The organism is Dictyoglomus sp. DH (genome assembly GCF_055181375.1).
Genome location: NZ_CM143706.1, coordinates 56,899 through 81,672, shown reverse-complemented (window position 1 = coordinate 81,672; position 24,774 = coordinate 56,899). Strand labels below are relative to the sequence as shown.

The 24,774-nt window shown below is 31.4% G+C and carries 20 protein-coding genes; 7 read left to right on the top strand and 13 right to left on the bottom strand.

The annotated features are described in order from the left end of the window. Positions 1-192: 192 nt before the first annotated feature. Positions 193-3,093: a beta/gamma crystallin-related protein gene (locus ACY3JJ_RS00375; protein WP_463091843.1), complete on the top strand. Its 2,901-nt coding sequence runs from the start codon at positions 193-195 to the stop codon at positions 3,091-3,093. A gap of 93 nt (positions 3,094-3,186) precedes the next feature. Here ACY3JJ_RS00375 and ACY3JJ_RS00370 read toward each other — a convergent pair whose 3' ends face one another. The 9 genes from ACY3JJ_RS00370 to ACY3JJ_RS00330 all read right to left on the bottom strand — a co-directional run bounded on the left by ACY3JJ_RS00370 (position 3,187) and on the right by ACY3JJ_RS00330 (position 15,432). Further along, on the bottom strand, positions 3,187-6,744 hold the full coding sequence (locus tag ACY3JJ_RS00370) for an IPT/TIG domain-containing protein (protein ID WP_463091842.1): 3,558 nt from the start codon (positions 6,742-6,744) through the stop codon (positions 3,187-3,189). Between the two features lie 230 nt (positions 6,745-6,974). Beyond that, positions 6,975-9,212: a carbamoyltransferase HypF gene (gene hypF / locus ACY3JJ_RS00365; protein ID WP_463091841.1), complete on the bottom strand. Its 2,238-nt coding sequence runs from the start codon at positions 9,210-9,212 to the stop codon at positions 6,975-6,977. Then, complete coding sequence (locus ACY3JJ_RS00360) at positions 9,212-9,634, bottom strand: hydrogenase maturation protease (RefSeq protein ID WP_463091840.1); 423 nt, start codon at positions 9,632-9,634, stop codon at positions 9,212-9,214. Before ACY3JJ_RS00360 ends, hypF begins: the two co-directional genes overlap by 1 nt. Next, positions 9,631-11,055, bottom strand: a complete 1,425-nt coding sequence (locus tag ACY3JJ_RS00355) for a Ni/Fe hydrogenase subunit alpha (RefSeq protein WP_463091839.1) — start codon at positions 11,053-11,055, stop codon at positions 9,631-9,633. Before ACY3JJ_RS00355 ends, ACY3JJ_RS00360 begins: the two co-directional genes overlap by 4 nt. A gap of 13 nt (positions 11,056-11,068) precedes the next feature. Beyond that, complete coding sequence (locus ACY3JJ_RS00350; RefSeq protein WP_463091838.1) at positions 11,069-11,611, bottom strand: NADH-quinone oxidoreductase subunit B family protein; 543 nt, start codon at positions 11,609-11,611, stop codon at positions 11,069-11,071. A gap of 15 nt (positions 11,612-11,626) precedes the next feature. Continuing rightward, the gene (locus ACY3JJ_RS00345) at positions 11,627-13,306 is read right to left on the bottom strand and encodes a 2Fe-2S iron-sulfur cluster-binding protein (protein ID WP_463091837.1); all 1,680 of its coding nucleotides are present in this window, start codon (positions 13,304-13,306) and stop codon (positions 11,627-11,629) included. A 28-nt stretch (positions 13,307-13,334) separates the two neighbouring features. Beyond that, positions 13,335-14,066: a P-loop NTPase gene (locus tag ACY3JJ_RS00340; RefSeq protein ID WP_463091836.1), complete on the bottom strand. Its 732-nt coding sequence runs from the start codon at positions 14,064-14,066 to the stop codon at positions 13,335-13,337. After that, entirely contained in the window at positions 14,063-14,461 is a 399-nt protein-coding gene (gene hypA, locus ACY3JJ_RS00335) for a hydrogenase nickel incorporation protein HypA (protein WP_463091835.1), read from the bottom strand. The genes ACY3JJ_RS00340 and hypA overlap by 4 nt, the downstream gene beginning before the upstream one ends. Before the next feature lie 104 nt (positions 14,462-14,565). After that, positions 14,566-15,432 (bottom strand): homocysteine S-methyltransferase family protein, encoded by an 867-nt coding sequence (locus tag ACY3JJ_RS00330; RefSeq protein ID WP_463091834.1) that lies wholly within the window; start codon positions 15,430-15,432, stop codon positions 14,566-14,568. 70 nt (positions 15,433-15,502) lie between these two features. Here ACY3JJ_RS00330 and ACY3JJ_RS00325 point away from each other — a divergent pair, with 70 nt between their 5' ends. Further along, a complete protein-coding gene (locus tag ACY3JJ_RS00325; protein WP_463091833.1) occupies positions 15,503-16,726 on the top strand; it encodes a glycerol-3-phosphate acyltransferase in 1,224 nt (407 codons plus the stop codon). Here the strand turns inward: ACY3JJ_RS00325 and ACY3JJ_RS00320 are convergent. After that, positions 16,723-17,436 carry a glycosyltransferase family 2 protein gene (locus ACY3JJ_RS00320; protein ID WP_463091832.1) on the bottom strand — a complete coding sequence of 238 codons (714 nt, stop codon included), beginning with the start codon at positions 17,434-17,436 and terminating at the stop codon, positions 16,723-16,725. The two genes, ACY3JJ_RS00325 and ACY3JJ_RS00320, sit on opposite strands and share 4 nt — an antisense overlap. 102 nt (positions 17,437-17,538) lie before the next feature. Here ACY3JJ_RS00320 and ACY3JJ_RS00315 point away from each other — a divergent pair, with 102 nt between their 5' ends. The 3 genes from ACY3JJ_RS00315 to ACY3JJ_RS00305 are packed head-to-tail and all read left to right on the top strand — an operon-like array spanning position 17,539 to position 18,900. After that, positions 17,539-18,000 carry an RNA polymerase sigma factor gene (locus ACY3JJ_RS00315; protein WP_463091831.1) on the top strand — a complete coding sequence of 154 codons (462 nt, stop codon included), beginning with the start codon at positions 17,539-17,541 and terminating at the stop codon, positions 17,998-18,000. Beyond that, positions 17,990-18,439, top strand: a complete 450-nt coding sequence (locus ACY3JJ_RS00310) for a hypothetical protein (RefSeq protein ID WP_463091830.1) — start codon at positions 17,990-17,992, stop codon at positions 18,437-18,439. Before ACY3JJ_RS00315 ends, ACY3JJ_RS00310 begins: the two co-directional genes overlap by 11 nt. A 5-nt stretch (positions 18,440-18,444) precedes the next feature. Then, positions 18,445-18,900 (top strand): hypothetical protein, encoded by a 456-nt coding sequence (locus ACY3JJ_RS00305; protein ID WP_463091829.1) that lies wholly within the window; start codon positions 18,445-18,447, stop codon positions 18,898-18,900. 28 nt (positions 18,901-18,928) lie between these two features. On the opposite strand, the gene ACY3JJ_RS00300 is transcribed toward ACY3JJ_RS00305, so the two are convergent. From ACY3JJ_RS00300 to ACY3JJ_RS00290, 3 genes are read right to left on the bottom strand one after another with little or no spacing between them, the layout of a single operon-like run. After that, on the bottom strand, positions 18,929-20,356 hold the full coding sequence (locus ACY3JJ_RS00300; RefSeq protein ID WP_463091828.1) for a phosphomannomutase/phosphoglucomutase: 1,428 nt from the start codon (positions 20,354-20,356) through the stop codon (positions 18,929-18,931). A gap of 42 nt (positions 20,357-20,398) precedes the next feature. Then, positions 20,399-21,571 carry a M20 metallopeptidase family protein gene (locus tag ACY3JJ_RS00295; protein ID WP_463091827.1) on the bottom strand — a complete coding sequence of 391 codons (1,173 nt, stop codon included), beginning with the start codon at positions 21,569-21,571 and terminating at the stop codon, positions 20,399-20,401. After that, positions 21,568-22,935: an HD domain-containing phosphohydrolase gene (locus tag ACY3JJ_RS00290; protein WP_463091826.1), complete on the bottom strand. Its 1,368-nt coding sequence runs from the start codon at positions 22,933-22,935 to the stop codon at positions 21,568-21,570. The genes ACY3JJ_RS00295 and ACY3JJ_RS00290 overlap by 4 nt, the downstream gene beginning before the upstream one ends. Positions 22,936-23,030: 95 nt before the next feature. Between ACY3JJ_RS00290 and ACY3JJ_RS00285 the strand changes: the two genes are divergently transcribed. Both ACY3JJ_RS00285 and ACY3JJ_RS00280 read left to right on the top strand, forming a co-directional pair. After that, positions 23,031-24,266, top strand: coding sequence for a competence/damage-inducible protein A (locus ACY3JJ_RS00285; protein ID WP_463091825.1), 1,236 nt, complete (start codon positions 23,031-23,033; stop codon positions 24,264-24,266). Between the two features lie 29 nt (positions 24,267-24,295). Then, positions 24,296-24,754, top strand: coding sequence for a TspO/MBR family protein (locus ACY3JJ_RS00280; RefSeq protein WP_463091824.1), 459 nt, complete (start codon positions 24,296-24,298; stop codon positions 24,752-24,754). Positions 24,755-24,774: the final 20 nt, after the last annotated feature.

Below are 24,774 nucleotides of genomic sequence, written 5' to 3'. Positions count from 1 at the left end.
ATTTTTCCCAAAATATATTCATAATGTTAAGTAAATAAATATGTTTGAAGAAGCTATAAGAATGTGTTATTATAACTGAGAGGGATAATTATTACTGTAAGTTTTACTCTCCATAGTTACTCAGAATCATTTAATATTATTCCTCAATAAGATAGTTTTGAAGAGGCTTCAATTTAAAGGGGGTAATTAGACATGAGAAGGATAATTAGATTTAGTTTTTTCTTTATTACTTTAAGTATATTTTTATTAGAAATTACCTTTGGTTTCTCTATGGGTTATCATTATGATTTGATAAGGGAAGTTATGAGGGAAGTAGGTTTTAATAAAGATGCTTTTTCTTTAGCTCTTGTTGGTAATTCTTATGTAGATATTTTTCAGGAAAAGGCAGTTGAGTATGTAATAGATGATGATTTTTGTAGGGTTTCTAAAAAATTGGTAGATTTTTTACACTTTGATAATCTTTATAATGAGGAGGTTATTGAAAGATATTGGAAACAATTAATATTCAATACATATAATGCTATGAAAGAAAAAGTTAATAAAAATGATAAGTTAGGAGCTCTTCTCATTATTGGTATCTCTTTACATATTGTTCAGGATTTTTATGCTCATTCTAATTGGGTTGAACTAAACTTGAGTAGTTACTCTAAAATAAAGGATGCTACTTATTTTGATATTTTGAAAAGAGCTCCAAATGATTTAATTAAGGCAATAGAGGATGTTAAAAAAAGGGGTGGTATGTATTTTAATGTTAATAGGTTAACAACTTTTTGGGGAAAAACTAATCATGATGTATTAAATAAAGATCATGCGGGAAGACCATTATTTGATTCTGCATATAGAATTTCCTATAAAGCTTCCTTAGAATGGTTAAGACTTATAAAAAAATGGGTGACGGAAGATTTTAATAACAGCAAGTTTTGGAATGAGATTTTGATTTATGATTTTAAAGAAGGTAATAAAAAACATCTATATACATTAACGGATTTTGATGAGGGAACTATTAGATGGCTCTGTACTTATGGGGGAGCATGGAAAGCTCCAAGAATATGGGGAAGTTTTGATATTGTTTTTGATAATATGCCTAATGTTCCAGGAATAGGTTTAACATCTCAAAATATTCCAGATTATCCATTTTTGGGAATAGAATGGTTTTCAAATTGTACTTTAATAGCTAAGGATCTCTTTGAGGCATCTTATAAAGGTGGGTTTATAAAGGTAAATAGCATAGATAAATTGGAAGAAGGAATGAAAAAAAGAAGTGATTTTGGAGAAATAGTAAAGGTTAATTGGGAAGAGGTGCAAAACTTAGCTCCTCTTGATGACTCTATAATAAGAGAAGCTTTTAGTTTTTTGGGAAATTGTACAATAGATTATGAGAGAGATGTAAAATGGCTTCGTGTTAGAATACCAGAAGCTATGGATCTTGATACAGGAGAAGGTTTGGATAATATAAACAATGAAGAACCAGGAGGTGATAGTGATTACTGGGTGATGTTTGTGGTAAATAATGACGTTGATTATCCTTATACTGAAGCTGAATATGTAGATAAGAGTCATCCTTTTACAGTTTGGGGAATATTAAAACCTTTATGGGATTTGAAACCTGTAAGGATTCAAATAAGAATGTATGAGAGTGATAGTGGATTCCGTGGTTCTCAGCATAAAGATGAGGAGATGGATATTAAGCCAGGTTCTGGAAAAGATTTTCTGTTTGAATTTAATCCTAAAGATTTTAGTTACAGTTCAGTATTAGGAATGAAAGTATGGAATATACCACAGGGATATTATGTTAGAAGTGATGGAGAGGGAGATTTAAGGGCAAGAGTATATGTAAAGATTTGGATGATGGAAGATATTTCTCAAGAAATGATCTCTTATCCAGTATTTTATGAGGATAAAAATTGTGATGGTGCTTTTTTACCAATTTTTGACAATATAGATGATCTTTCTAAGCTTGGTTTCAATGATAGAGTATCGTCTATTTTTTTACCTTTCTATACTTGGAAGTTAGAGGTCTATGAGGATAGAAATTATAAGGGTAAGAAACTTTTAGTTGAAAGTACTATTCAGGATCTACATTCTGATGATTTGAAAATGGGAGATAAGATATCTTCAGTCAAGATTGCCAAAGCCTCTATTCCATCTTATGATTTTCCTATATTTTACGAAGACAAGAATTACAATGGATATTTTTTAAAGTTACCTTATGACTTGCCTAATCATTCTGTGTGTGGTTTTTACTCTGATCTTTCTATATATAAATTTAATGATCGTATCTCATCTATAAAGTTACCAAATGGCTGGAAAGTTATTATTTATGAGAATAGTCATTTTGAGGGAAAGAATGTAGAAATTACATCTTCAATTGCTGATTTAAGCACCATAGGATGGAATGATAGAATTTCTTCTATAAGGGTAATTCCTCCTTTTAAAATTGCAGAAGATCGGAAAATAAGTATTGTAGAGCAAATGAAGCCTTTAGTTTTTCCTATAGTGATATTAGATAAAAATCTATTAATAGATCTAATAAAGTTAGAATTGAAAAATTTTCCAGAAAAATACCTGAATCAAGATTTTTATTACAAAAGGGAAGATATAAAAATTCCTGATGATATTGATATAAGTATAAAAATTACATACATAAATGTAAGGGAAAACTGGGCATATGTGGAGGGGAGAGGAGAAAACTATTATGTAAATTTTTGTTCTTTACTTTATATGGAAAAGGATAGATGGAAGGTTAAAGAAATAGTTAATGCAGATTATGTGGTATGTGATGATAAATATGAAGGTTTAGATATTTATTCATGGATATATGAAAAACTTAAGAAAAGGTACTTGGGTATACCTATAGATATTTTTCCTAAAATACATCCAGAAAGAAAGATTATGTTGAGTATTTTAAGAGAGAAGATTTCTAATTTAGTATCAGACAATATTGGTTTCTTAGTAGAAGATTTTAAAGAGGAAAGGGAAATTGTGAAAATGGCTGTAAGACCAAGATCCTTAGATGGAGTATCTCAGTATGAAATATTGTATGTTACTCTTAAAAAAGATAAGGGTAAATGGAATGTTGTTAACTTGAAATAGGTTTTAAATTATTTTTTCTCTATATTAATAATACTTCTTATTTCCTCCTGATAAATTATACAAGTTTAAATCAGGATATCATTTAGAAATTATTTAAAATTGAATTGAAATCCAACCAGGAAGGATAAAGTCTTTTTGTACATCGTAGATTGTTTTATTATTCTCTACATCTATATAAAAACATCTGACTGTACAATTTATCTCTCCTTCTATTATTACTCCAATTACATTATTTTGATATTTCCAATCTCTTATTTTACCCTCAAATTTTCCTTTTACTATTGTATTCCAATAATCTCTGCCATCATCGAAGAAACTCCATTCAAAATAAACCACTAAATTTTCATCATCGTAAGATCCAGATGCTATAGATGTATGATATCCTTCTTCTTTAACCCCTTCTATGCTACCGTCAGAAAATTTAAGGTAAGCGACAGCAGGTGTTTCTATATACCATTTGCCCTCTCTATGGACCCACTCGGGTAATGTAAAACTTAACCCATGAATACCATTTAAATTTCTTTTTAGAGGAGTTTTAACTTTTGTCTTTGCATTAAAATTTACATCTTTATTTGATTCATAAGTATATTTTTCTCCAACATATACCACTACAGGACCTGTTTGAACATTTTCAGGAACTTTAATTTTTATCTCTTTATCACTCCAGCTTAAAATTTCAGCTGGAGTATTTCCTATCATAACTTTACTTTTGGATGATTGATTTTTTCCAAAAGAATATCCTTTTATTGTAATGATATCTCCAGGAGATCCTGTATTTGGTTCTATTGATAGAACTTTTGGAATAAGCGATATAACTGCTTTTATAGAGAAGGAATCTCTTACTAAATCTCCTTCCCATAATCCCACTCTTATTAATATCTCTTGTTTTCCATCTTTATCGCCAAGTGTTAAATCTCTTATATCTTCAAGTTTAAATTGATGATTATAAGTTATGTAGTTTGCCTCATTAAATTTTGCTTCAGGAAGGGTAAATTTAGCTCTATCGTAGATTATACGCTTTCCTGGAACTCCATATTTACTTTCATCTATTGTAGCATATACCTCTATATCTCTTTTATAACTGGATCCATTAAATATATTTAGTGTTAAATTTAAAACCTCTGCATCTTGAGGTATTACTTCTAATTTATCACCTGTTGATTTAACCCATATATAACCATCTTTACTTTCGGATGGTTTTATCTGTAGTTGATAAAGAGGAGATAATTTCTGAGTATTGGGATTTCTTACAAGAAAAGATAGATCGCCTGAAGTCATTGATCCTTTTTCATCTCTTCCCGGAAGTTCAATGGATAAAGATGGACTTTCAGCATAATTTCCATCAACAACTACTATTATGTACTTTTCGGTTGGAAATTTATGTCTATTTTTAATGAAATTCCAATCTCTGATGGTGTACATAGTTCCGTTTTCATTGTTTGCTGGAGAAATATTTTGGGGATCATGCATGATTATTTTTTCTCCATTTTCGGTATATCCAAGTAATACTACAGCATGATCTCCCCAGCTTAAAATAACGGGATGTCCTTTATCTATTTCAGAAAGAACCCCCCATTTTAAATGGTCTAACTTAAATATAGGTATTGAATAGGCGGTAAAACCTGTTTCTTTGCTAAGATAGTCTTTCAGTGAATATACTATTTGATCTTCGTCTAAGCCAAAATCAGAATCATTTGCTCCTAACTCTCTTAAAATGTCATATAGTTCAATATCTTTTCCTGAAAATTTAAGAAACATTAGTGCACTTGTTGAAACGCAAGATCCTCCAATCTGTTCATAGTATGGCATTCTTATGATCTTTTCTTTTTGTTTTGGGGTGTATTTAGGAATATATCCTATATATATGAATAGTCTATCTTTTAAACTAAGAGTATTAGAATCAGCGCTTATCTTTTCTAATGTGTTGTAACATAACTTTATATTTGACAGAGATGACCTATATATTAAAGATGGTGAGAGTTTTATTGAAATAATTCCTGTGGAAGGATTATATTCATATCTTAAATCGAATTTTTCTTTATTTATATGGTCATAGCCAAAGATGTTTAATTCATCATTTGTTAAAGCTTTTGGCCCATTTACAACAAGAGTAATTTCACCTAAAAGTTTTTGGATACCACTTATTTCAATCCTTTTTGCCTCCTTTGAGTAAAATATTGGATTTGTGATTGATTTTATGCTTATTTTTGTATCTTCTTTGATTGTATTTGGAGGGATTAAAAGTTTTGTTCCATCTGATAATACTATCTCACCACCAGAAGGACCGATATTCATTTCTGATTGAATGACTTTTTCTCCCTTATCATAAAAGGATACTTCTTCAGTATTTTCTGTTTTTGTTTTGATACTTGCCACAATTACATTTGATGGTAAACCCTCCCTATTATCGCTGTAGACAGGTATTGCTATATAAAAATATGAAGCACCTTCTTCTATATCTTCATCTATATAACTATTTTGGGTAGTGAAAAAAACCTTAGTTGGAGAATAAGACTTGCTATATAATATACCACGATATAATTTATATCCAGTTAAATTATTTGTGTCTTCTGGGGTATCCCATTCAAGAACTAATTTGTTATCTTTTAAATTTGCCCTTAAGCCTTTAGATGGTGTATCTTGTTCTTGGGATGGAAAAGTATCAGAAATCTTTATTCCATTCCAGAGATACCACTCTCCAGATTTATCAAATCTCCATTTTCCTGTGAAGGATTTACCGTCAGGAGATAATGTAAACTCAAATTCTCCTCCATCATTTGGTGGAGAATATGTAGGGGCTTCCAACCAAATACCTATTAATTTATTTCCTTTTACTTCACCAATAAGTCTTCCATTATCATGTTCATAACTTCCCTCAACAACATTTCCTTTTTGTATTAAATACATTTTTCCAAAATTTGTATTCCAAGTTCCAGTCCAAGTAAAATTTGTTATGATAATATTTTCTGATGTTTTACTTTGGGTATTAATCATGGATACACAAACATTATCAAAGTATCCACTATTTGCATAAGTCATGAAACCTAATTTTCCTGTTTTAAATGTGTCATCTTGAGCAGATAAAATTTCTTTGTCATCAATGAATACTTTTATTTGATTTCCTACCGCTTCAATAGTTATCCTATATTTTTTTCCAACTTCATAGGCGTTATTCTTATCAATAGCAAGCACTTGAAAGGGTTTGCCATTAACAATCTTGTCAATTCTTCTAAAAGGACCTTTATTTTGGGGGTCTTTTACCATAATAAATCTATAATAATTGTTTTTATCTTGATATCTAAAGACAGCTCCGATTCCATCATCGTCAGTAGCTGTTAGATCAAAAGAGAAAATAAAATCTGAGAAACTTTCTTTGGTAATTATGTGGGTACCTTGAAAATAGTCATACTCACTATCCGCTCTATACACGTTACTGTTCTGAACAAGTTTTCCATCTTGTATTTTCCAATCAGAAGAAGGAGCATCATCCACAATGATCCAGTTAGTACCTATTTCCTTTCTTTCGAAATCATCTTTAAATAGAATACAATCTTCAGAGTTTGTGATTTCTTCCCCTATTGTTAACTGAGATAAAAGGAAAAAAAGAGTTATGAAAAGAAAAAATGTTTTTAATTTTTTAAAGTTATTCATAAGCCCCCCTTATATAACTTAAAAATTAATTTTTTTTGAGGGAATCTTTTAAAAGGAGAAAATCTATATCCCTTTTAAAGATCTTAAATTGATGAATTTCCTGAAAATTTTCAGTATTAAATTTTCTGAGTTATGATTTTTCTAATGTGCATTTAAAATAGTCTTGTTATTTACCCTATTTACTTTATATTATATTAAAAAAAACAGAAAAAAGTAAATAGTGTAAAATTTTATTCTTTCCCTAAAATAATCTGTCCTAAGGAGATTCCTCCGTCATTTGTGGGTACATTTTTATGAGTGAATACTTCAAAACCTTTATTTCTTAATAAGGGTATAGTTGTTCTTAAAAGAAGTCTATTTTGAAATACACCTCCTGATAAGCCTATTTTATTGATTTTATATTCTTCTCTTAATATTTCTGAGATTTGTAGAATTATTTGGGTAATGGTGTTATGAAATTTTTTAGCGATATCCTTTTTCTCATACTTTTCTTTTTCTAAAATTATCTTTTCAATGGTCGGATATATATCAATCTCAAATGTTTCTTTTTCTTTTATTATTTTAAAGGGATAAAAGTCTTCTTCGTCAGATTCCATAGCTTCCATTTCAAGTTCTATGGCAGCTTGACCTTCATAATCTATTTTTTCCCTTATCCTTAAAAGGGCAGAGACTAAATCAAAAATTCTTCCACAAGAGGATGTGTAAAATATGTTTTCATCTTTTTCAATTAATTTTTTTGTTATCTCTTTTTCAAAGGGATCAATATGGGGGAATATCTTTTCAATTTCAGATGGTAAATATTTGGTTATATAAGATAGTGCAATTAATCTTGGGTTTTCTATGGCATAGTCTCCTCCAGCCACTGGAAAATATTTAAAATGAGCTACTCTTTTTACTTCCTCCAAATTTCCTATAAATACTTCTCCTCCCCATATATTTTCATCTTCCCCATATCCAGTACCATCAAAGGAGAAACAAATAATATTATCAGTGATTCCTCTATCTAAGAGTAGAGAGAAGAAGTGAGCCTTATGATGTTGAAGGGCTTTTACCTCCATATATTTTTTAAATTTTTCTGCAAAATCTGTGGATAAATATTGGGGATGTAAGTCATGTACTAAGATTTCAGGCTCTATCCTAAATAGTCTGATGAATTCTTGGATTGTTTCTTCATATACCTGAAGGGTATCTTTATCTTTTAAATCTCCAATATGGGGACTCATGAAAACATAATTTTCTTTACCTAGGGAAAAGGTGTTTTTCAATTCTCCACCAAGGGCAAGAGTAGGCTTTATTTTTATAGGAATTTTTATAGGATCTGGAGCATATCCTCTTGCTCTTCTTATAATATTTAATTCTTTGTTTTCTACAAAAACTACGCTATCATCTACTCTGTGGGCTATATTTCGGTTATGAAAGATAAATACATCTGCTATGTTTTTAAGTCTTTCCTTTGCATGATCATTATCTTTAATAATGGGTTCATCAGATATATTTCCACTTGTCATTATGAGAGGTTTTGGAAAGTAATTAAATATGAGATAGTGATAAGGCGTGTAGGGAAGCATTATGCCTAAATATTTGTTATTAGGAGCCACATATTCGGATATATCTCTTGGATCTTTAATTTTTAAAAGGACTATTGGTCTTTCTTTTGAAAGTAATATTTTTTCTTCGTATTCACTCACATAGCAGTATTTCTTTATCATATCCATATTTTTCATCATAAGGGCAAAGGGTTTAGATGGTCTTTTCTTTCTCTCTCTTAATTTTATAACTGCCCTTTCGTTAGTGGCATCACAAGCTAAATGGAAGCCACCAAGCCCTTTTATAGCTAATATTTTTCCTTCTTCCAAATATTTTCCAATTTTTTCAAAAATTTTTGAATCTTCTTCTCCATCTATCCAGAGAGTTGGTCCACAATCATAACAAGATATAGGTTGGGCATGAAATCTTCTTGATTCTGGATTGTGATATTCTTCTTCGCATCTTTCACACATCTGGAATATTTTCATGGTTGTTTTATCTCTGTCGTATGGTAAATCTTCAATAATGGTATATCTTGGTCCACAATTAGTACAATTAATAAATGGATAATTAAATCTACGATCTTTTGGATCTCTCATTTCTTTTAGACAGTCTTCACATATGGCTATATCTGGGGATATGAAGTTAAATCCAGTATCTTCTTTGCTTTCAATAATTGAGAAATCTATAATGTTTTCTGAGAGATTTATTTCTTCTTTTTCAATTTTTTCTATTTTGGAGAGAGGAGGAGCTTCTTTTACAAGATCCTCCAGAAATTTTTTTATTTTTTCTTCCTCTCCTTGGATTAATATATGAACAGATCCTGTAGAATTTAAGATCCATCCTCTAAGATTTAGGCTTTTAGCAAGCCTATATACAAAGGGTCTAAATCCAACTCCTTGGACAATTCCCCAGATTCTTATTTTATAGGTTTTTTCCATTATATATTTTCAAGAAATCCTTTTATAAATTCTAATCCTTTTCTTAGATTTTCTGAAGCTCTTTCTGAGATTTCTTCTCCAAAATCAAAGTCATAACCTCTTATGGATAGAAGATAAAATTCCGGATTTTTGTCATAAAGAGCTTTTGTCCAAGAGAGTAGCTCTTCACAAGATGTATGATGAGTAAGAGGGGAAAAAGTTTTTTCCTCTGTGATTTTTTTAAAGGATATTTCATCTCCTTCTATGGAAGCATCAATGAATATGACCATGTCATAATCTTTAAGGATTTCTGCCATATCAAAAGTAAGCTCCTGGACCTTAAGTTTTTCTACCTTATCATCTATAAGGTCCAGGAGCTTTATTCCTAATCCATCATCTCTTCTATAAGGATTTCCAAAACCTACTAATAATACTTTTTTCAATCTCTTTTTATTGTATCCAAGAGATTTCCATCTTTATCATAAAGCTCTATTAGAAGAGGCATCTTTCCTATAGCATGGGTAGAGCAAGAGAGACATGGATCATAGCATCTTATAGCTCCTTCAACCCTATTTAGCATCCCTTCTTTTAAGTTTTTCCCATCTACAAATGCTTTTGCTACTTCTTCTACTGCCTTATTCATTGCCCAGTTGTTATGTCCTGTCGAAACTATCAAGTTTACTTTTTCAATAGTACCCTTTTCATCTACCCAATAATGATGAATTAGAGTACCGCGAGGAGCTTCTACTACCCCAATTCCTTCCTCGTTGACTACTTCGCCAAGTCTTAGTACATCTTGGCTCATGGCGTCTGGATCTTCAAGAATTTCTCTTGCTCTTTCTAATGCATAGATGGTTTCAATTAATCTTGCATAGTGATAATATATGGATCCTTCTACTGGTTTTCCATTTCCGAGAGCTTTGAATTTTTTGAATTCTTCATTGGCTAAAGGTGTGCTTATTTTTTCCGCCACATTTAGTCTTGCAAGAGGTCCTACTCTATATACTCCCTCAGGATATCCAAAAGGTTTGTAATAGGGGAATTTTAAGTATGTCCAATCTTCCACTTTTTCTCCAATGTATTTTAGATAATACTTAGGCTTAAATTCTTTTACTATATTTCCATCTTTATCCATGAATCTTATTTTTCCATCATAAAGTTCTAATGATCCATCATCTTTTACAAGTCCCATATAACCTGTGGAGAAGCTGGCAAATTTATCACAGGTTTCTTTATTCTTCTCTATAAAGTCCTCTGCTATTTTTATACCTTCTTTTATGTACTCTATCATCTCATCTATTCCTTTTAATATCTCGTCTCTTGCTTCAGTAGAGAGAGCAGAGTTCACGCCACCTGGTACTGCAAAGGTTGGGTGTATTCTTCTTCCTGCAACAAGTTCAATGATTCTTTGTCCAAATTTTCTAAGCTTTACTGCTTTTAAGGCAAGTTGAGGATTTGCTTGAATTAATCCTACCACATTTCTTATTTTAGGATCCGCATCCCAACCAAGTATAAGATCTGGCCCTGCAAGTTCAAAAAAGTGCATTGAGTGGGATTGAATCATCTGTCCCATATGGATTAGTTCTCTTAAGAGTTTAGCGGTTCTTGGTATATCTACACCTATAATTTCATCAGTAGCTTTAGCAGATGCTAAATGGTGGCTAATGGGACATATTCCGCAGATTCTTGGTGTAATTACTGGCATTTCAGAGAAGTGTCTTCCTTCAGAAAATTTTTCAAAGCCCCTAAATTGGTCTACATGCATAAAAGCTTTTTCCACTTTTCCATCTTCATTTAAATGGATTGTAACTCTTGCGTGTCCCTCTATTCTTGTAACTGGGCTTATGGTAATTTTTCTTTCCATAATTCTCACCTCATTATTCATACTTAAGAAGTTCGCCTTCTAATTTAGGTACTCTTCCCTCTAATATTTCTTTTAATACATAATAAATGGCATCTGCCGAAGGTGGACATCCGGGAATATAAAAATCTACTTTTATAACTTCATTTACTGCCTTTACCTTTGATAGATGTTTTCCTATCTCTTCAGAAGAAGGTATTTTACCTTGTACTGTACTTTCTGTGTTTATATAGCCTCTTTCAAGAAGTTCTTCTACAGAAACATAATTTCTCATGGTAGGAATTCCACCAAATACAGCACAATCTCCAAGGGCAACTATAAATTTACATCTTTCTCTCATCATTTTTACTTCTTCTTCATGATGGTCTGTGGCTACTGCTCCTTCAATTATTCCTATATCCGTTCCTTCGTCAGGTATCTTTAAATCTGTTATAGGAGTTGCATTAATCTCCAAGCCTTTATTTATAAGTTCTACAAGTCTTTCATCCATATCCAAGAAGGACATATGGCATCCAGAACATCCCTCACACCATATGGAAGCTACTTTTATCTTACCCATTGTTTTCACCTCTTTTTAAGAAACTTTTTCTGTTCTTCCTAAGATTTGTGAAAGGAAAGTCTTTAAATCTACAGTATCATATGTTGGTCTTAGTACTTTTTCTCTCTTTAACTTCTTTTCTTCTAAATTATAGAAAGTTCCTTCTCTCTCAAAGCTGTTAGATATTCCGACTAATACAGTTGCTTTGTGAATTTCATCATTTTCATATGGTGTAAATACAAAGACTGTAGCATCCTTTATGTTTAGATTCTTTAAGCCTTCTAAATTCTTTCCGAATACAAATATGTATTCAGCAGTAATGTTGTTATGTTTTATTCCTAATTTTTGAAGCCCTAAGGAATTAGTCTCTTTTGGTAGATAGAGGAATTTAGCATTTGTTAGTGATGATAGGAGCTTTATTTCATCGCTATTTATATCCTTATATATAACTACTACATCATCTTGTTTCTTAATTATTTCCAAGGCCATGGAGATATCTTTTATGTTAAATACGTAATCAGCAAGTTTAGCAAGACTATTAAATTCCTTATCTATTACCATAAGTTTTGCTTTATTTCCTATAACATTTCTTTTCACTATGGATCCTACGGTACCATATTCTCTATTGAGATCTGCACCAACAACAACGTAGAAGTTTCTATTATCCAAATCGTTTAAGGTTATATTAGATGATATTGGAATTTCCTCAGGATAAAGGGCATATACTTTATCTTTGAATAATTCTTTAATTAACTCTAATTCTTCATTAAATAAAGTACCATCTACATAAGCGATCCCTTTATCTATCTTATCTTTTACTAACTTTATAAGTTGATCTTCACTAATTTTTCTATATCCAAAGTCATCTTTTACTCTTACTCCTGTTAATCTTTCCTTTTCATCATAAAGGGATAAGTATCTTCCAACTTTGCAAAGAACTCCTTGAGATACATCAGAGTTCCAATCTCCATAGATTTTTACTATGAAGTTTGCTCCTTTCTTTTTATAAACCTCTATTCCGCATCCTACAGGACATAAGTCACAGTTTGTATAGATAACATCCGATTGTACTTCTCTTCCTAAGTAGGCAGATCTTTTATCTATTATAGCTCCTGTTGGGCATACTTGGGCACAAAGTCCGCAAGATACACAAGATGATTTGCCAAGAGGTGTATCCATATCTGCGATAATCATAGTATCAATTCCTCTTTCCATTTCACCAAGTACAAAATGTCCTGCTACTTCAGAACATGCTCTTACACATCTTCTACATAGTACACAGCGATTGTGATCCATCATTATGAAGGGATGGGAATTGTCTACAGGGAATTTTCTCTCGTAAGTAGGAAACTCAAAGTGATCTAATCCAAATTCGTATCCCAGATCTTGAAGTTCACATTCACCAGTGACTTCACAATACATACAATAATGGTTCCTTTCGGTAAATAGGAGCTGTAAGACCAGTTTTCTTGAATTGATTACGTTAGGTGTATCGGTTTTTATGTCCATATTTGGCTCTACAGGAGTTGTACAAGCAGTTTTTAAAACCCCTCTATCTTCTACTACACACAGTCTACACGAACCTTGAGGCATAAGAGGTTCATAATGGCAAAGTACAGGTACATGTATACCAAGTTCACTTAAGACTTGGAGTACAGTTTTACCAGGAGAAACTTCTACCTCATTTCCATTTACTTTAATCTTGATGTTCTCCATAGTCCACCCTCTCTCTTATACAAGATTTTTATACAAAGAAATTAACTATTTGAGAGATTTCTTCTGAGATAGGAGAATTTATTATTTCATTATTATCTTTGTAATAATCTTCTAACTTATGGTAGAAGGAAATTTTTCCTAAATAGTTTATACCTAAACTATTACATTTTTCTTTTACAAAATCATGATCTCCTATTTTCATGTTCTCAATGAGCCCGATTATGGGTATATTTTGATCTTTTAAAAATATTATAAGCTTTTCTACTGTTTCCATGGCAATTTTTGTAGAGTTTGTTACTATAAGAAATTCCAGTCTATTGATTAATCTTATAAGATCTAAGAGTATTTCTCCCATTCCAGGAGGCATATCTATAATAAGGAAGTCAAGAGGATTCCATCTTGTAATTGTGAATAGCTCAATCAGTGTGTCTGTTAATTCTTTCCCTCTCATGATAAGGGGTTTGTTTTGGGTAAAGTAAATAATGGACATGAAATCAATATTATTAATATTTACTGGTTTTAGGCCATATTCCTCTTCGGGGAAGGAATGTTGATTGTTTAAAAGAATGTGTAACGAAGGACCATATAAATCAAGATCTAAGAGTCCTATTTTATGATTTTTTTCCTTTAACAAAAGGGCCAAAAGTGCAGATATAGTGCTTTTTCCAACTCCTCCTTTTCCACTTGCTACAGGTATAATTCTTTTTATGTTTTCTAACCTTTTTTCAATTACTGATAATCTAGGATCAATGAGTTTCATAATACATCCTCTATAAATACTCCTCTTCCTTCTGTTATTTCAAAATCAGGGCTTCCACATTTTGGACATTTAATATATACATGGATGGTTTCTGGCACAAAGTGAATTGCTTCTTTTTCTTCTTCGTTAAGTCGGTTGAAACTTTCGTAAAAAGTCCATTTATGTCCACAAAAATTGCATAATAGATAAGCTGGAAAATTCTCATATTTTATTTCTGCATTCTCTAAAATTGTGTCTTTAGAAAGTTCTTTTAATGCAAAATCAAAAATTTCTAAATCTATTTGTTGAATTTCTCCTATTTTTAACAATAAAGTTTTTACCTCTCTCAGATTTTTATTCTGAGCTATTTCTAAAGCTGTGTTTACAACACCTTCTGCTAAAGCCCACTCGTGCATTTTTTAACAAATCCTTTTTGTTTTTGATTTTATCTAAATTTTGCACAAATATCAAGAATTAGATACATCAAAGGGTATATGAAATTATAGGTTATTAAAGATTGTTATAATTTAGGATAGAACTCTTTGAATACACCTATATGTGTAGGGGTAGTACCACAACACCCCCCTATAAAATCTATACCTAAGTTAAGCATCTCTTCTACAAATTTTTTAAAATCATTAGGATTAGCGGGATATATAAGTTTTCCATTTTCCCATTTAGGAATTCCCGCATTAGGTTGAATAAGTATTGGAAGATCTGTAGTTTCTCGTATAATTTTAGCAATCTTAACCATATCTTCTATACCTCTTCCACAATTTGCTCCCACAAAGTCTGCTCCTTCTTCTTGTAATCTTTTAATAGATGTTTCTAAGTCATCCCCAAAAGGAGTTCTTCCTTGATTGCAAATCCATTCAAAACTCATAGTTACCCCAACTAAGGTGTTGTATTTTTTCGCAGATTTTAGTGCTATCAAGGCTTCTTGGAGAGAAATCATGGTCTCTATAAGTATGAAATCAACACCAGCATCTACTAATATTTTTATCTGTTCGGAAAATACCTCTTCGGCTTCTTCCTCAGTTATATCTCCAAAGGGTGCCAAAAGCTCACCTAAGGGACCTATTGAACCTGCAACGAATACTTTTCCTTCTGATGCTTTTTGGGCTATCTCTACCCCTTTTCTATTTATTTCCTCAATCTTGTCCTCAAGTCCTGCTCTTCTTAACCTTATTCTATTACCACCAAAAGTATTGGTTTCTATAACCATAGCTCCTGCTTTTATGTAATCTCTATGTACTTCTTCAACTAAGGATGGATTCTGAAGGTTTAATATTTCAGGAGGAGATCCTAGAGGAAGACCTCTTCTCTGTAGCTCTGTGCCCATAGCTCCATCAAAAAATAATTTTTTGGGAAGATTTATTCTTTTCATAATGGGAAGTATAGCATAAAATGAATTAGAAAGGGTAGTAATAAGAAATAAAATTTTTGGGGGCGTAAATATGACCACTTTAGTTAGGGTTCTTATATCGTCCTTAATAGGATATCTTTTTGGTTCCTTTTTACCAGGTTATTTTTTACCTCTGTGGATTAAAAAGATTGATATTAGGAAAGTAGGAGATGGTAATCCTGGCACATTGAATGTAAAAAGGACAGTTGGAGGATTCTTAGCTTTTATTACTGCTTTATATGATGTTCTTAAAGGATTTATACCTATGTTTATAGTCCATAATCTATTTAAATATTCTTTTCCCTATGCATATTTATCAGGTTTTTCTGCTATTTTGGGACATAAATTTCCCTTTTATTTGGATTTTAGAGGAGGAAGAGGGTTTGCTACTTCTTTAAGTCTTTTCTTTTTTATATTTTTTAAGGTAATTTGCCAAAGCTTTTCAGTATTGCAGGTCTTTTATCTTTTATCATATATTATTCTTTATGCTTTATTGCTTAATATGGCCATAAAGGGTAAGGGTGATGTATTTACTATGACCATGTTTCCTATTATAGTTAGTTTTGTAGGGCTTAATATTGGCTTGAATGCAGACTTTTGGTTTATGTTTTCTTTAGTTTTTATTATTGTTATGGAGGCAGTTAAAAACTTAGTAAGAGATGGATTTAAATTTTATGCTGAAAAACATACATTTTGGAGGATAATGTCACGTCCCTTTGCTTTACTCTTTATACCTCTTACTATTATATTTTCCAAAATATTTGTAATTATATTGATAGGCGTAATTCTTGCTCTTTTCTTTACAATTGATCTCTTAAGGATTTTATTATGGAAAGTAGAGAACTTTTTCCAGTTTGAATTTTTTAAAAACTTCAGAATTTTTAAGGAGAAAGAGAAGGGTAGAGTTTCTTCTATAACAAACTTTCTTCTTGGAATATTTTTGAGTTTTGTCCTTTTTGATATAAATATTTCTTTTGCTTCTCTTGGATTCACATCCCTTGGAGATATGATGGCAAAATGGATTGGAATCAATTTTGGTGAAAGAAAGATATTTAAGAGTAGTAAAAAGACATTGGAGGGTTCTCTCGGTTTTCTATGTGCTAGTATAACTTGTGCTTTCTTTCTTTGGTATTTTAATATATTACCCTTTTATTTAGTGTTTATAGGAGCAATAATAGCTTCCATTGTTGAAGCTGTTCCAAACCCTATTGATGATAATTTTAGTGTGCCTATAATATCAGGAACAGTAATGGAATCATTATATAGGCTTTTTTAACGAAGTACTTTGTATTTGATCTTTTTCTTTTTATTATAGGGCAGGGATGCATAGTACATCCATTGGAATAATTGTTTTATCCATCCATTTTTCTCAAATCTTCTTGTGGATGAGTAGACCTTATTAGTCTTAAAGAAGAAATATTTTGCCCTTTTCCTACATTGTCTTATCATCATGGTATCTTCATCAAAGGTTAAGCTTTCATCGTATCTAAGATCCTTTAGAAGATCCCTTCTTATTATCTGTATAGATCTTGTTGTTTTTGTGGTCTTATTGGCAAAATTATAAAAATGGTACCAACATCTTGCTTTTTTTGAATCTGGATAAGGTAGAAGTGATACCATACCACATCCTAAATTTTCATTAGCATGTTCATGTAGATATTTGTTAATATCCTTTAAGAAATCTTTTTCAAAGTAGGTATCCGCATCTAAGAATATTACCCAATTACTGTTTTCAGAAAGATTTTCAATGCCTATATTTTTGGCTTTAGAAACACCTGATTCCTTTATGGATATAATTTTAAACCATGAAGGAGAAAATTTTTCGATTACGTCAAGGGTACTGTCTGTAGATCCGTTTTCTACTATGATTACTTCTAATTTTTCTTGAGGATAATCTATTTCTTTGAGATGTTCGATGGTGTACTCCACATATCCTACTTCATTGTGGGCGGGTATTACAATTGAGAAAAAGTAATAGTCATCCAAGAAATATGTCTCCTTTCATGTAATTTAGCATTTATTTTATAATATGAAGAGGGCTTATGCAATTTTTGGAAAATTTATATATCTGTTATATAATTTTATTAAATGGATTATATTGAGCGATATTTTAAGATTTATGGCGAAGAGATTTATAGATTTCTAAGAAGGTTTTTGAAGGATGAAGAAATAGCAAAAGATATCCTTCAGGAAACTTTCCTGAAAGCCATGAGAGTATCCTTGGAAGAAGAAAAAGCGAAAAATTATCTTTTTAAGATAGCGAAAAATCTTGCTATTGATTATTTAAAAAAAGAGGGAAGATTGGTTTATGAGGAAGAATTATTAGAAGGGAGTGTAGAAGATCCTGAATGTATAATAGAGAGGGAGGATATATGGAGACCTCTGAATGAAATTGAGAAGGAAATTTTAATTTTTTATTATTATAAAGGCTATTCCTATGAGGAGATAAGTAAAAAACTGAGTATTCCTCTTAATACCGTAAAAAGTCATATTTATAGGGCTAAAAAAAAGATATATAATTATTTACAGGGAGAGAAAAATGAATTGTGAAGAATTTAGAGAGAAAATGTTTTTATACCCTGATGTAGATGAGGCTTTCTTTTTACATCTTCAATCTTGTGAAGAGTGTAAAAAGGAATTTGATAAGTTTTTACAAGTAGAAAAAATTATCAGTGAAAAAGTTTATGAGGAAGAAATAAAAAAGGAATGGGAGAGAATATCCTTTGATATACTTAAAAGGTTAAGATTAGAATTAATAAAAAGAAAGATTTTAACTATCTTCTTAATATTTTTAGAACTAATTTTCTCCTTTTTATTTATCTTTGTTATTTATAGATTTTTAAAGGTTTTTTCCTTTAATTTTTCATTTATTTATTTGGTCTTTAAAGGTCTTTTAGCTCTTATTTCTCAAATGAACTTTTATCTTTTTTTATTGACTCTTATATTATTTGTCTTCTATACAGAATTTAAAAAAAGATCCTTTAGGTGAAAAGATTGGATAGAAAAGAAATTGATTTAGAGAAATTAGAAAAATCTATTAGGAATATAGTTAGGAGAATGAATATAGAGGATATAGTGAGACGAGCTATTGAACATTATGATCCTCCTACTCTGAATGGTATTGTAGCTTTAGATCTAAAAACAGGTGAGGTTTTTAGCTATTCTTCGTTAGAAAATCCTATATTTAATAACACTATTGTTACCCTTTATGTACTTCCTATATCTCGTTTCCCTTTAGATAGACTATTTTCTGAAAAGGATTTAAATCTCGCTAAAATGCTTCTTGGGGATAGTTGGAATTTGAGTGCCAGGGATATTGCGAATGCTCTTGGTAAAGATTTTAAAGAGATAGAGGATAAAATATTTGAAATTATTATGGATGAGGATTCACCAGAAGAAGAGATAATTGAAAATGTTCTAAGTTATGTAAGAAAAGTTATTTCTTTGTAGAAGAGGAGAAGGGGCTTAGCCCTTCTCCTTAGCAAGCTTCTTTGATTATACTTTCAAAAATCTTATAGTAAAATTCCAATTTTTCAGGGGAATTTGCTTCAAATCTTAATACAATTACTGGTTCTGTATTACTTGCTCTTGCTAATGCCCATCCATCAGAAAATTCAATTCTTACACCATCTATTGTTATGACCTTCTGTATATCTTTTTCTATTTCAGGATACTTTTCTTTTAATCTATCAAAGAAGGTCTTAATGATCTCAAATTTTTTCTCTTCACTGCAATGGACTCTGATCTCTGGTGATGCATATACTTCGGGAAATTCTTTAAGAAAATCAGAGAAAACAAAATTTGGATTATTAAGCTTTTCTATTGCATATAGTTCTACGAGTCTGAAAGTTGCATAAATGGCGTCATCGTACCCGAAAAATCTATCATTAAAGAATATATGTCCACTCATTTCTCCTGCAAAAAGTGCATTTTCTTCTCTTAGCTTTTTCTTAATAAGGGAATGGCCTACAGGGGATAGTACTGGAAGTCCTCCTAATTTTTCTATTAGGTCAAAAAGATATTTGGAGCATTTGACTTCTCCTATGATTTTTCCTCCTGGTCTTTCCTTTAATATTCCTTTGGCAAAGATATAGGCTAATCTATCTCCATATACAACTTCTGCCTTTTCGTCTACGATTCCCAGCCTATCAGCATCTCCATCATAAGCTATACCAAAATCAGCCTTTTCTTTTAATATGGTTTCTCGTAATGTCTTTAGAGTTTCAATTACTGTAGGATCGGGGTGATGATTTGGGAAGTTTCCATCAGGTTCTGAGAATAAGTCAATTACTTCAATTCCAAGTTTTCTAAGTACATCAGGAGCTACCAATCCTCCACATCCATTTCCAGAATCTACAACTAATTTTATGCTTCCTTTAGGGAGTTTTGTTATGGCAGAATTACCAAATTCATTAATGAGGAATTCTTTGTATAAAGATATGATATCAAAGATTTCATAAGTGCCCTCTTTATTTGGTCTTTGATCTTTAAGATTTGTGGCTATCTCATATAACTCTTGAATTTGAGGACCATAAATAGTTTCCTTTCCTACACAGATTTTCATACCATTAAATTGGGGTGGATTATGGCTTCCTGTAATCATAATACCACCATCTACAGGAAGCTTGAAAAGTGAAAAATAAAGAAGTGGGGTAGGACAGAGCCCTATATCTATAACGCTTATACCTGAAGATCTTAAACCTTCAATAAGTCCTTCTGAAAGTTCTTTTGAAGATAATCTTGCATCTCTTCCTACTGAAACCTTTAGATCTTCTTTATTTATTCTTTTTTTAATAAATTCTGCATAAGCTTTTCCAATTATTTTGGCTACTTCTTTATTTAGATTTTTTGGTACTTCTCCCCTTATATCATACATTCTAAATATAGTTTTATCTAAGTTAAACATTTATTACTTCCTCCCTCTTAACATTTTTTATTTTCACAAAAATTATATCAGATTTTGTAACGCTATTCTAACAAATATTTCTATACCAATTGCTATGGCTTCTTCATCAAAATCAAAATAGGCTGAATGGTGGGGATGAATAAAGCCCTTTTCTTCATTTCTTGAGCCAAGAAAAAACATGGCTCCAGGCCTTTCTTCCAAAAAGTATGAAAAATCTTCTCCTCCCATGGAAGGAGTCATTTCCTCTATATTATCTTCACCTATAACTTCTTTAGCTATATTTTTAACAAATTCTGTCTCATGATCATCATTTTTCCCTGGAGGATATCCAAATTGATATTCCAGATCTACCTTACAGCCAAAGGCTTCTCCTATTTTTTGAGATATGGTTTTAATTCTGTCTCCTACTTTTTCTGCTATTTTTCCATCAAAGCTTCTTACTGTACCTTGTATTTCTGCTTCCTCTGGAATTACATTAAAGGTATTACCGCTTTGAATTTTACAAACACTTAGTACAAATGGAGTTAAAGGATCTATCTCTCTTGATGGAATGGCTTGAAGGGCTTGAACCATATTTACTGCTACGATAATGGGATCAATAGTGTGATGAGGAGCAGATCCATGTCCTCCCTTACCCTTTATCTTTATAGTAAAGGCATCTGCTTGTGCGCAGAATACCCCTTTTCTTATCGCTATTTTCCCTTTTGGTAAAAGATTCCATAGGTGGAGTGCATAAACTTTCTCTACATATGGATTTTCAAGGATTCCTTCTTTAATCATAAGTTCTGCTCCACCTGGAGGAAGCTCTTCAGCGGGTTGGAATGCAAATTTAACATTTCCTTTTAATTGATCTCTAAGTTTACTGAGAATTTTAGCAGTGCCTAATAGTATGGCTGTATGTCCATCATGTCCACATGCATGCATAACTCCTTTGTTCTTTGATTTATATGGGACATCATTCAATTCTTCCAGAGGTAAAGCATCTATATCAGCTCTGAATAAGATAGTCTTTCCATTTTCTTTTCCCCTTAATAAGCCTAAGACTCCTGTTTTAGCCACATTTTTCCTTACCTCAATTTCATTTTTTTCAAGATATTCTGCTATTTTTTCCGAGGTTCTAAATTCTTGAAATCCTAACTCAGGATACATGTGAAAACTTCTTCTAAGCTCGATTACCTCTGGAAGTATTTCCTTGATCATCTCTTTTAAATTCATAGTCTTATCCTCCCTTTGTCTATGGCATATAGTAAAGCATCAACCACATCAGGATCATATAAAATACCTCTATTATTATTAATTTCATCTATAGCAACTTCTAAAGGTAAGGGGGGACGATAAGGTCTATGAGATGTCATAGCTTCTAACACATCTGCTACTCCTATTATCCTTGCTTCTATAAGAATCTCATCATTTTTAAGGCCTAAAGGATATCCTGATCCATTTATTCTTTCATGATGTTGATATACTACAGGAGCCACTTCTTGTAAAATATTTATTCTTTTCAGGATATTATAGCCTGTTTCTGTATGTGTATTTACGAGTCTCTTCTCCAATGGAGTTAGTGGACCTGGTTTGTTTAAAATCTCAGAGGGAATAGAAAGTTTTCCTATATCATGTAATAAAGCACAAATATTTAAAAACCTTATCCTTTCTTGAGTGAAACCCAACAGTTTCCCTATAACTGAAGATATTTTAGCAACCCTTTTTTGATGTCCAGAGGTATATGGGTCTTTTAGTTCTACAAGCTCGGAAGATACTTTTATTACTTGATATAATGAGGATCTTGCTCTTCTTTCTTCTATGGTTTTCTCTTCTAATTCTTTTTCTAATATTTCGTATAACTTGGCATTTTCTATTGCAAGACCAATAATAGGTATCATGAAATATAGTTTTTCTATATCTTTTTGAGTAAACGAATAGGGCTTGTCACTATCAAGACCTATGATACCCATAAGATTATTGTTATATATGATAGGAATTATCAGATGAGATTTAATCCAAGACGTCTCTGGTATATATACCCAATTAGGATATTCATCAGTATTTTCTATAAGTAGGGGACTTTTGGTGGATATAACGGTTTTTATTGTGTAAAACTCTTTTTCTGTCAGTTCTAAAGTCTTGATAAACTCTGCTACATTGTATTTTTCATATCCTCTAAAAGCTAAAAATTTAATTTTATCTTCATAAAGTATTCCAATATTTGCAGATGTGTAGCTTACCACTTTTTCTATTTCTTCTAATATCTTTTCTAAGATTTTTCTTATATTTTCACTTTTACTTTTAACTTTTAAGTCTTTTAAAAATTCCTTTATTTCAAGGAAGATAATCTCAAATAGGCCAATGTCTAAATTTGTAAGCTTCTCTTCTCCCTTGATTATTAACGTTAAAGATTTTTCGGATGTTTGTATAAGTTTTGAAAATTCATTTTCAGAATTTATATGTTTGGGACTTGGAAGGTAATAAATATTTAGCTTATAAGGTCTAAGTTCATTATTTATTCTATTTATACAGTCTTCAAGATTTTCAGACCTTTTTGTTGCGTCTTTAATCTTCAATAGAAGATTAAAATATTTCAATGTTTTTCTCCTTAATTAACCATAATTAAAAATTATTGTAAACTATTATAATAATATCATGTAAAAATAACTTTTAAAAGGAAGGAAAAATAGAGATGATTTGTGAAGTATTATCAGTAGGGACAGAGCTTCTTCTTGGAGATATTTTAAATACCAATACACAATACTTAAACAGACGACTTGCTGAACTTGGTATAACGGTATATTTCAATACTACTGTAGGAGATAATCCAGAAAGATTAAAGAAAGCTCTTGAAATTGCTTTTTCAAGAAGTGACATGGTAATTGCCACAGGAGGGCTTGGACCTACTAAGGATGATCTTACTAAAGAAGTTTCTGCCGAATTTTTGGGTAAAAAATTAATTTTACATGAGGAATCTTTAAATAGAATAAAAGAGTTTTTTGAAAAAAGAGGTTTACCTCTTACAGAAGGAAATATAAAACAGGCGTATATGATTGAAGGGAGCAAAGTGATACCAAATGATTGGGGAACAGCTCCTGGAATAATTTATGACAATAACGGAAAAATACTTATTCTTCTTCCTGGTCCACCAAGAGAGATGATACCTATGTTTGAAACATACGTGGTACCATATCTTCTTACTCTTTCTTCCGAGACTATTCAGTCAAAAGTATTAAGAATCTGTGGTTTAGGGGAAAGTTTTATGGAAGAGAGGGTAAAGGATCTAATAGAAAATCAAACCAATCCGACAATAGCTCCATATGCAAAAGAAGGAGAGGCTATTTTAAGAATAACAGCTAAGGCAAAAAGTAAAGAAGAGGCAGAGAAATTAATAGAAGAAGTGGAGAGAAAGATAAGAAGAAGATTAGGAGACTTTATTTACGGAGAAGGAGATGTTACTCTGGAAGAGGTAGTCGTTAAATTATTGATGGAGAAAGGAAGAACTTTTGCTATTGCTGAATCATGTACAGGAGGAATGATATCATCAAGAATTGTTAATGTACCTGGGGTTTCAAAAGTGTTTAAAGAGGCAATTATTGCTTATAGTAATGAAGCAAAGATTAAGAGGCTAAATGTTTCGGAAGAGACTTTGAGAAAATATGGGGCTGTTAGTAAAGAGTGTGCATTAGAGATGGCAAGAAATGTGGCTTTGATGTCAGGAGCAGATATAGGTCTTTCTGCTACTGGAATTGCTGGGCCTGAGGGGGGAACTTCTAATAAGCCTGTAGGACTTGTTTATTTGGGGCTCTACATGAATGGAGCTGAAAATCATAAAGAGTTGAAACTTTCTGGGGATCGAAATAGAATTAGATTATATACTACTATAAATGCGTTGGATTTTTTAAGAAGGCACATTTTAAATTTGTAGAATAATATTTTGGGTGAGGAGGTAATATTATGGATATTCTTAAATTAATAATCAGTATTGCTATTCCTTTATTAGTTGGAGGTATATCTGGATTTTTTTCCAGAAATGCAAAAGAAGTATTTGATAAATTAGTTAAACCAAGTTTTGCTCCTCCATCCTGGCTTTTTGGGCCTGTTTGGACAATTTTGTATTTCTTAATGGGAATTTCTTTATATAGAGTTTTGAAAGTTGGTCAAAATGTTAAATTAGCATTAATATTTTTTAGTATTCAATTGTTTTTGAATTTTATCTGGTCACCAATCTTCTTCGTTTATGAAAAAAGATTGTTAGCCCTTTTTGTAATCTTATTATTGCTTGTTTTTGCTATAATCACAACTATAGAATTCTATAAGATAGATCGTTGGGCAGGGTTGCTTTTTATTCCATATTTATTGTGGTTATCTTTTGCAACCATATTAAATTATTCTTTGTATTATCTGAATAGGTAATATTAGGAGAGATAAATTTA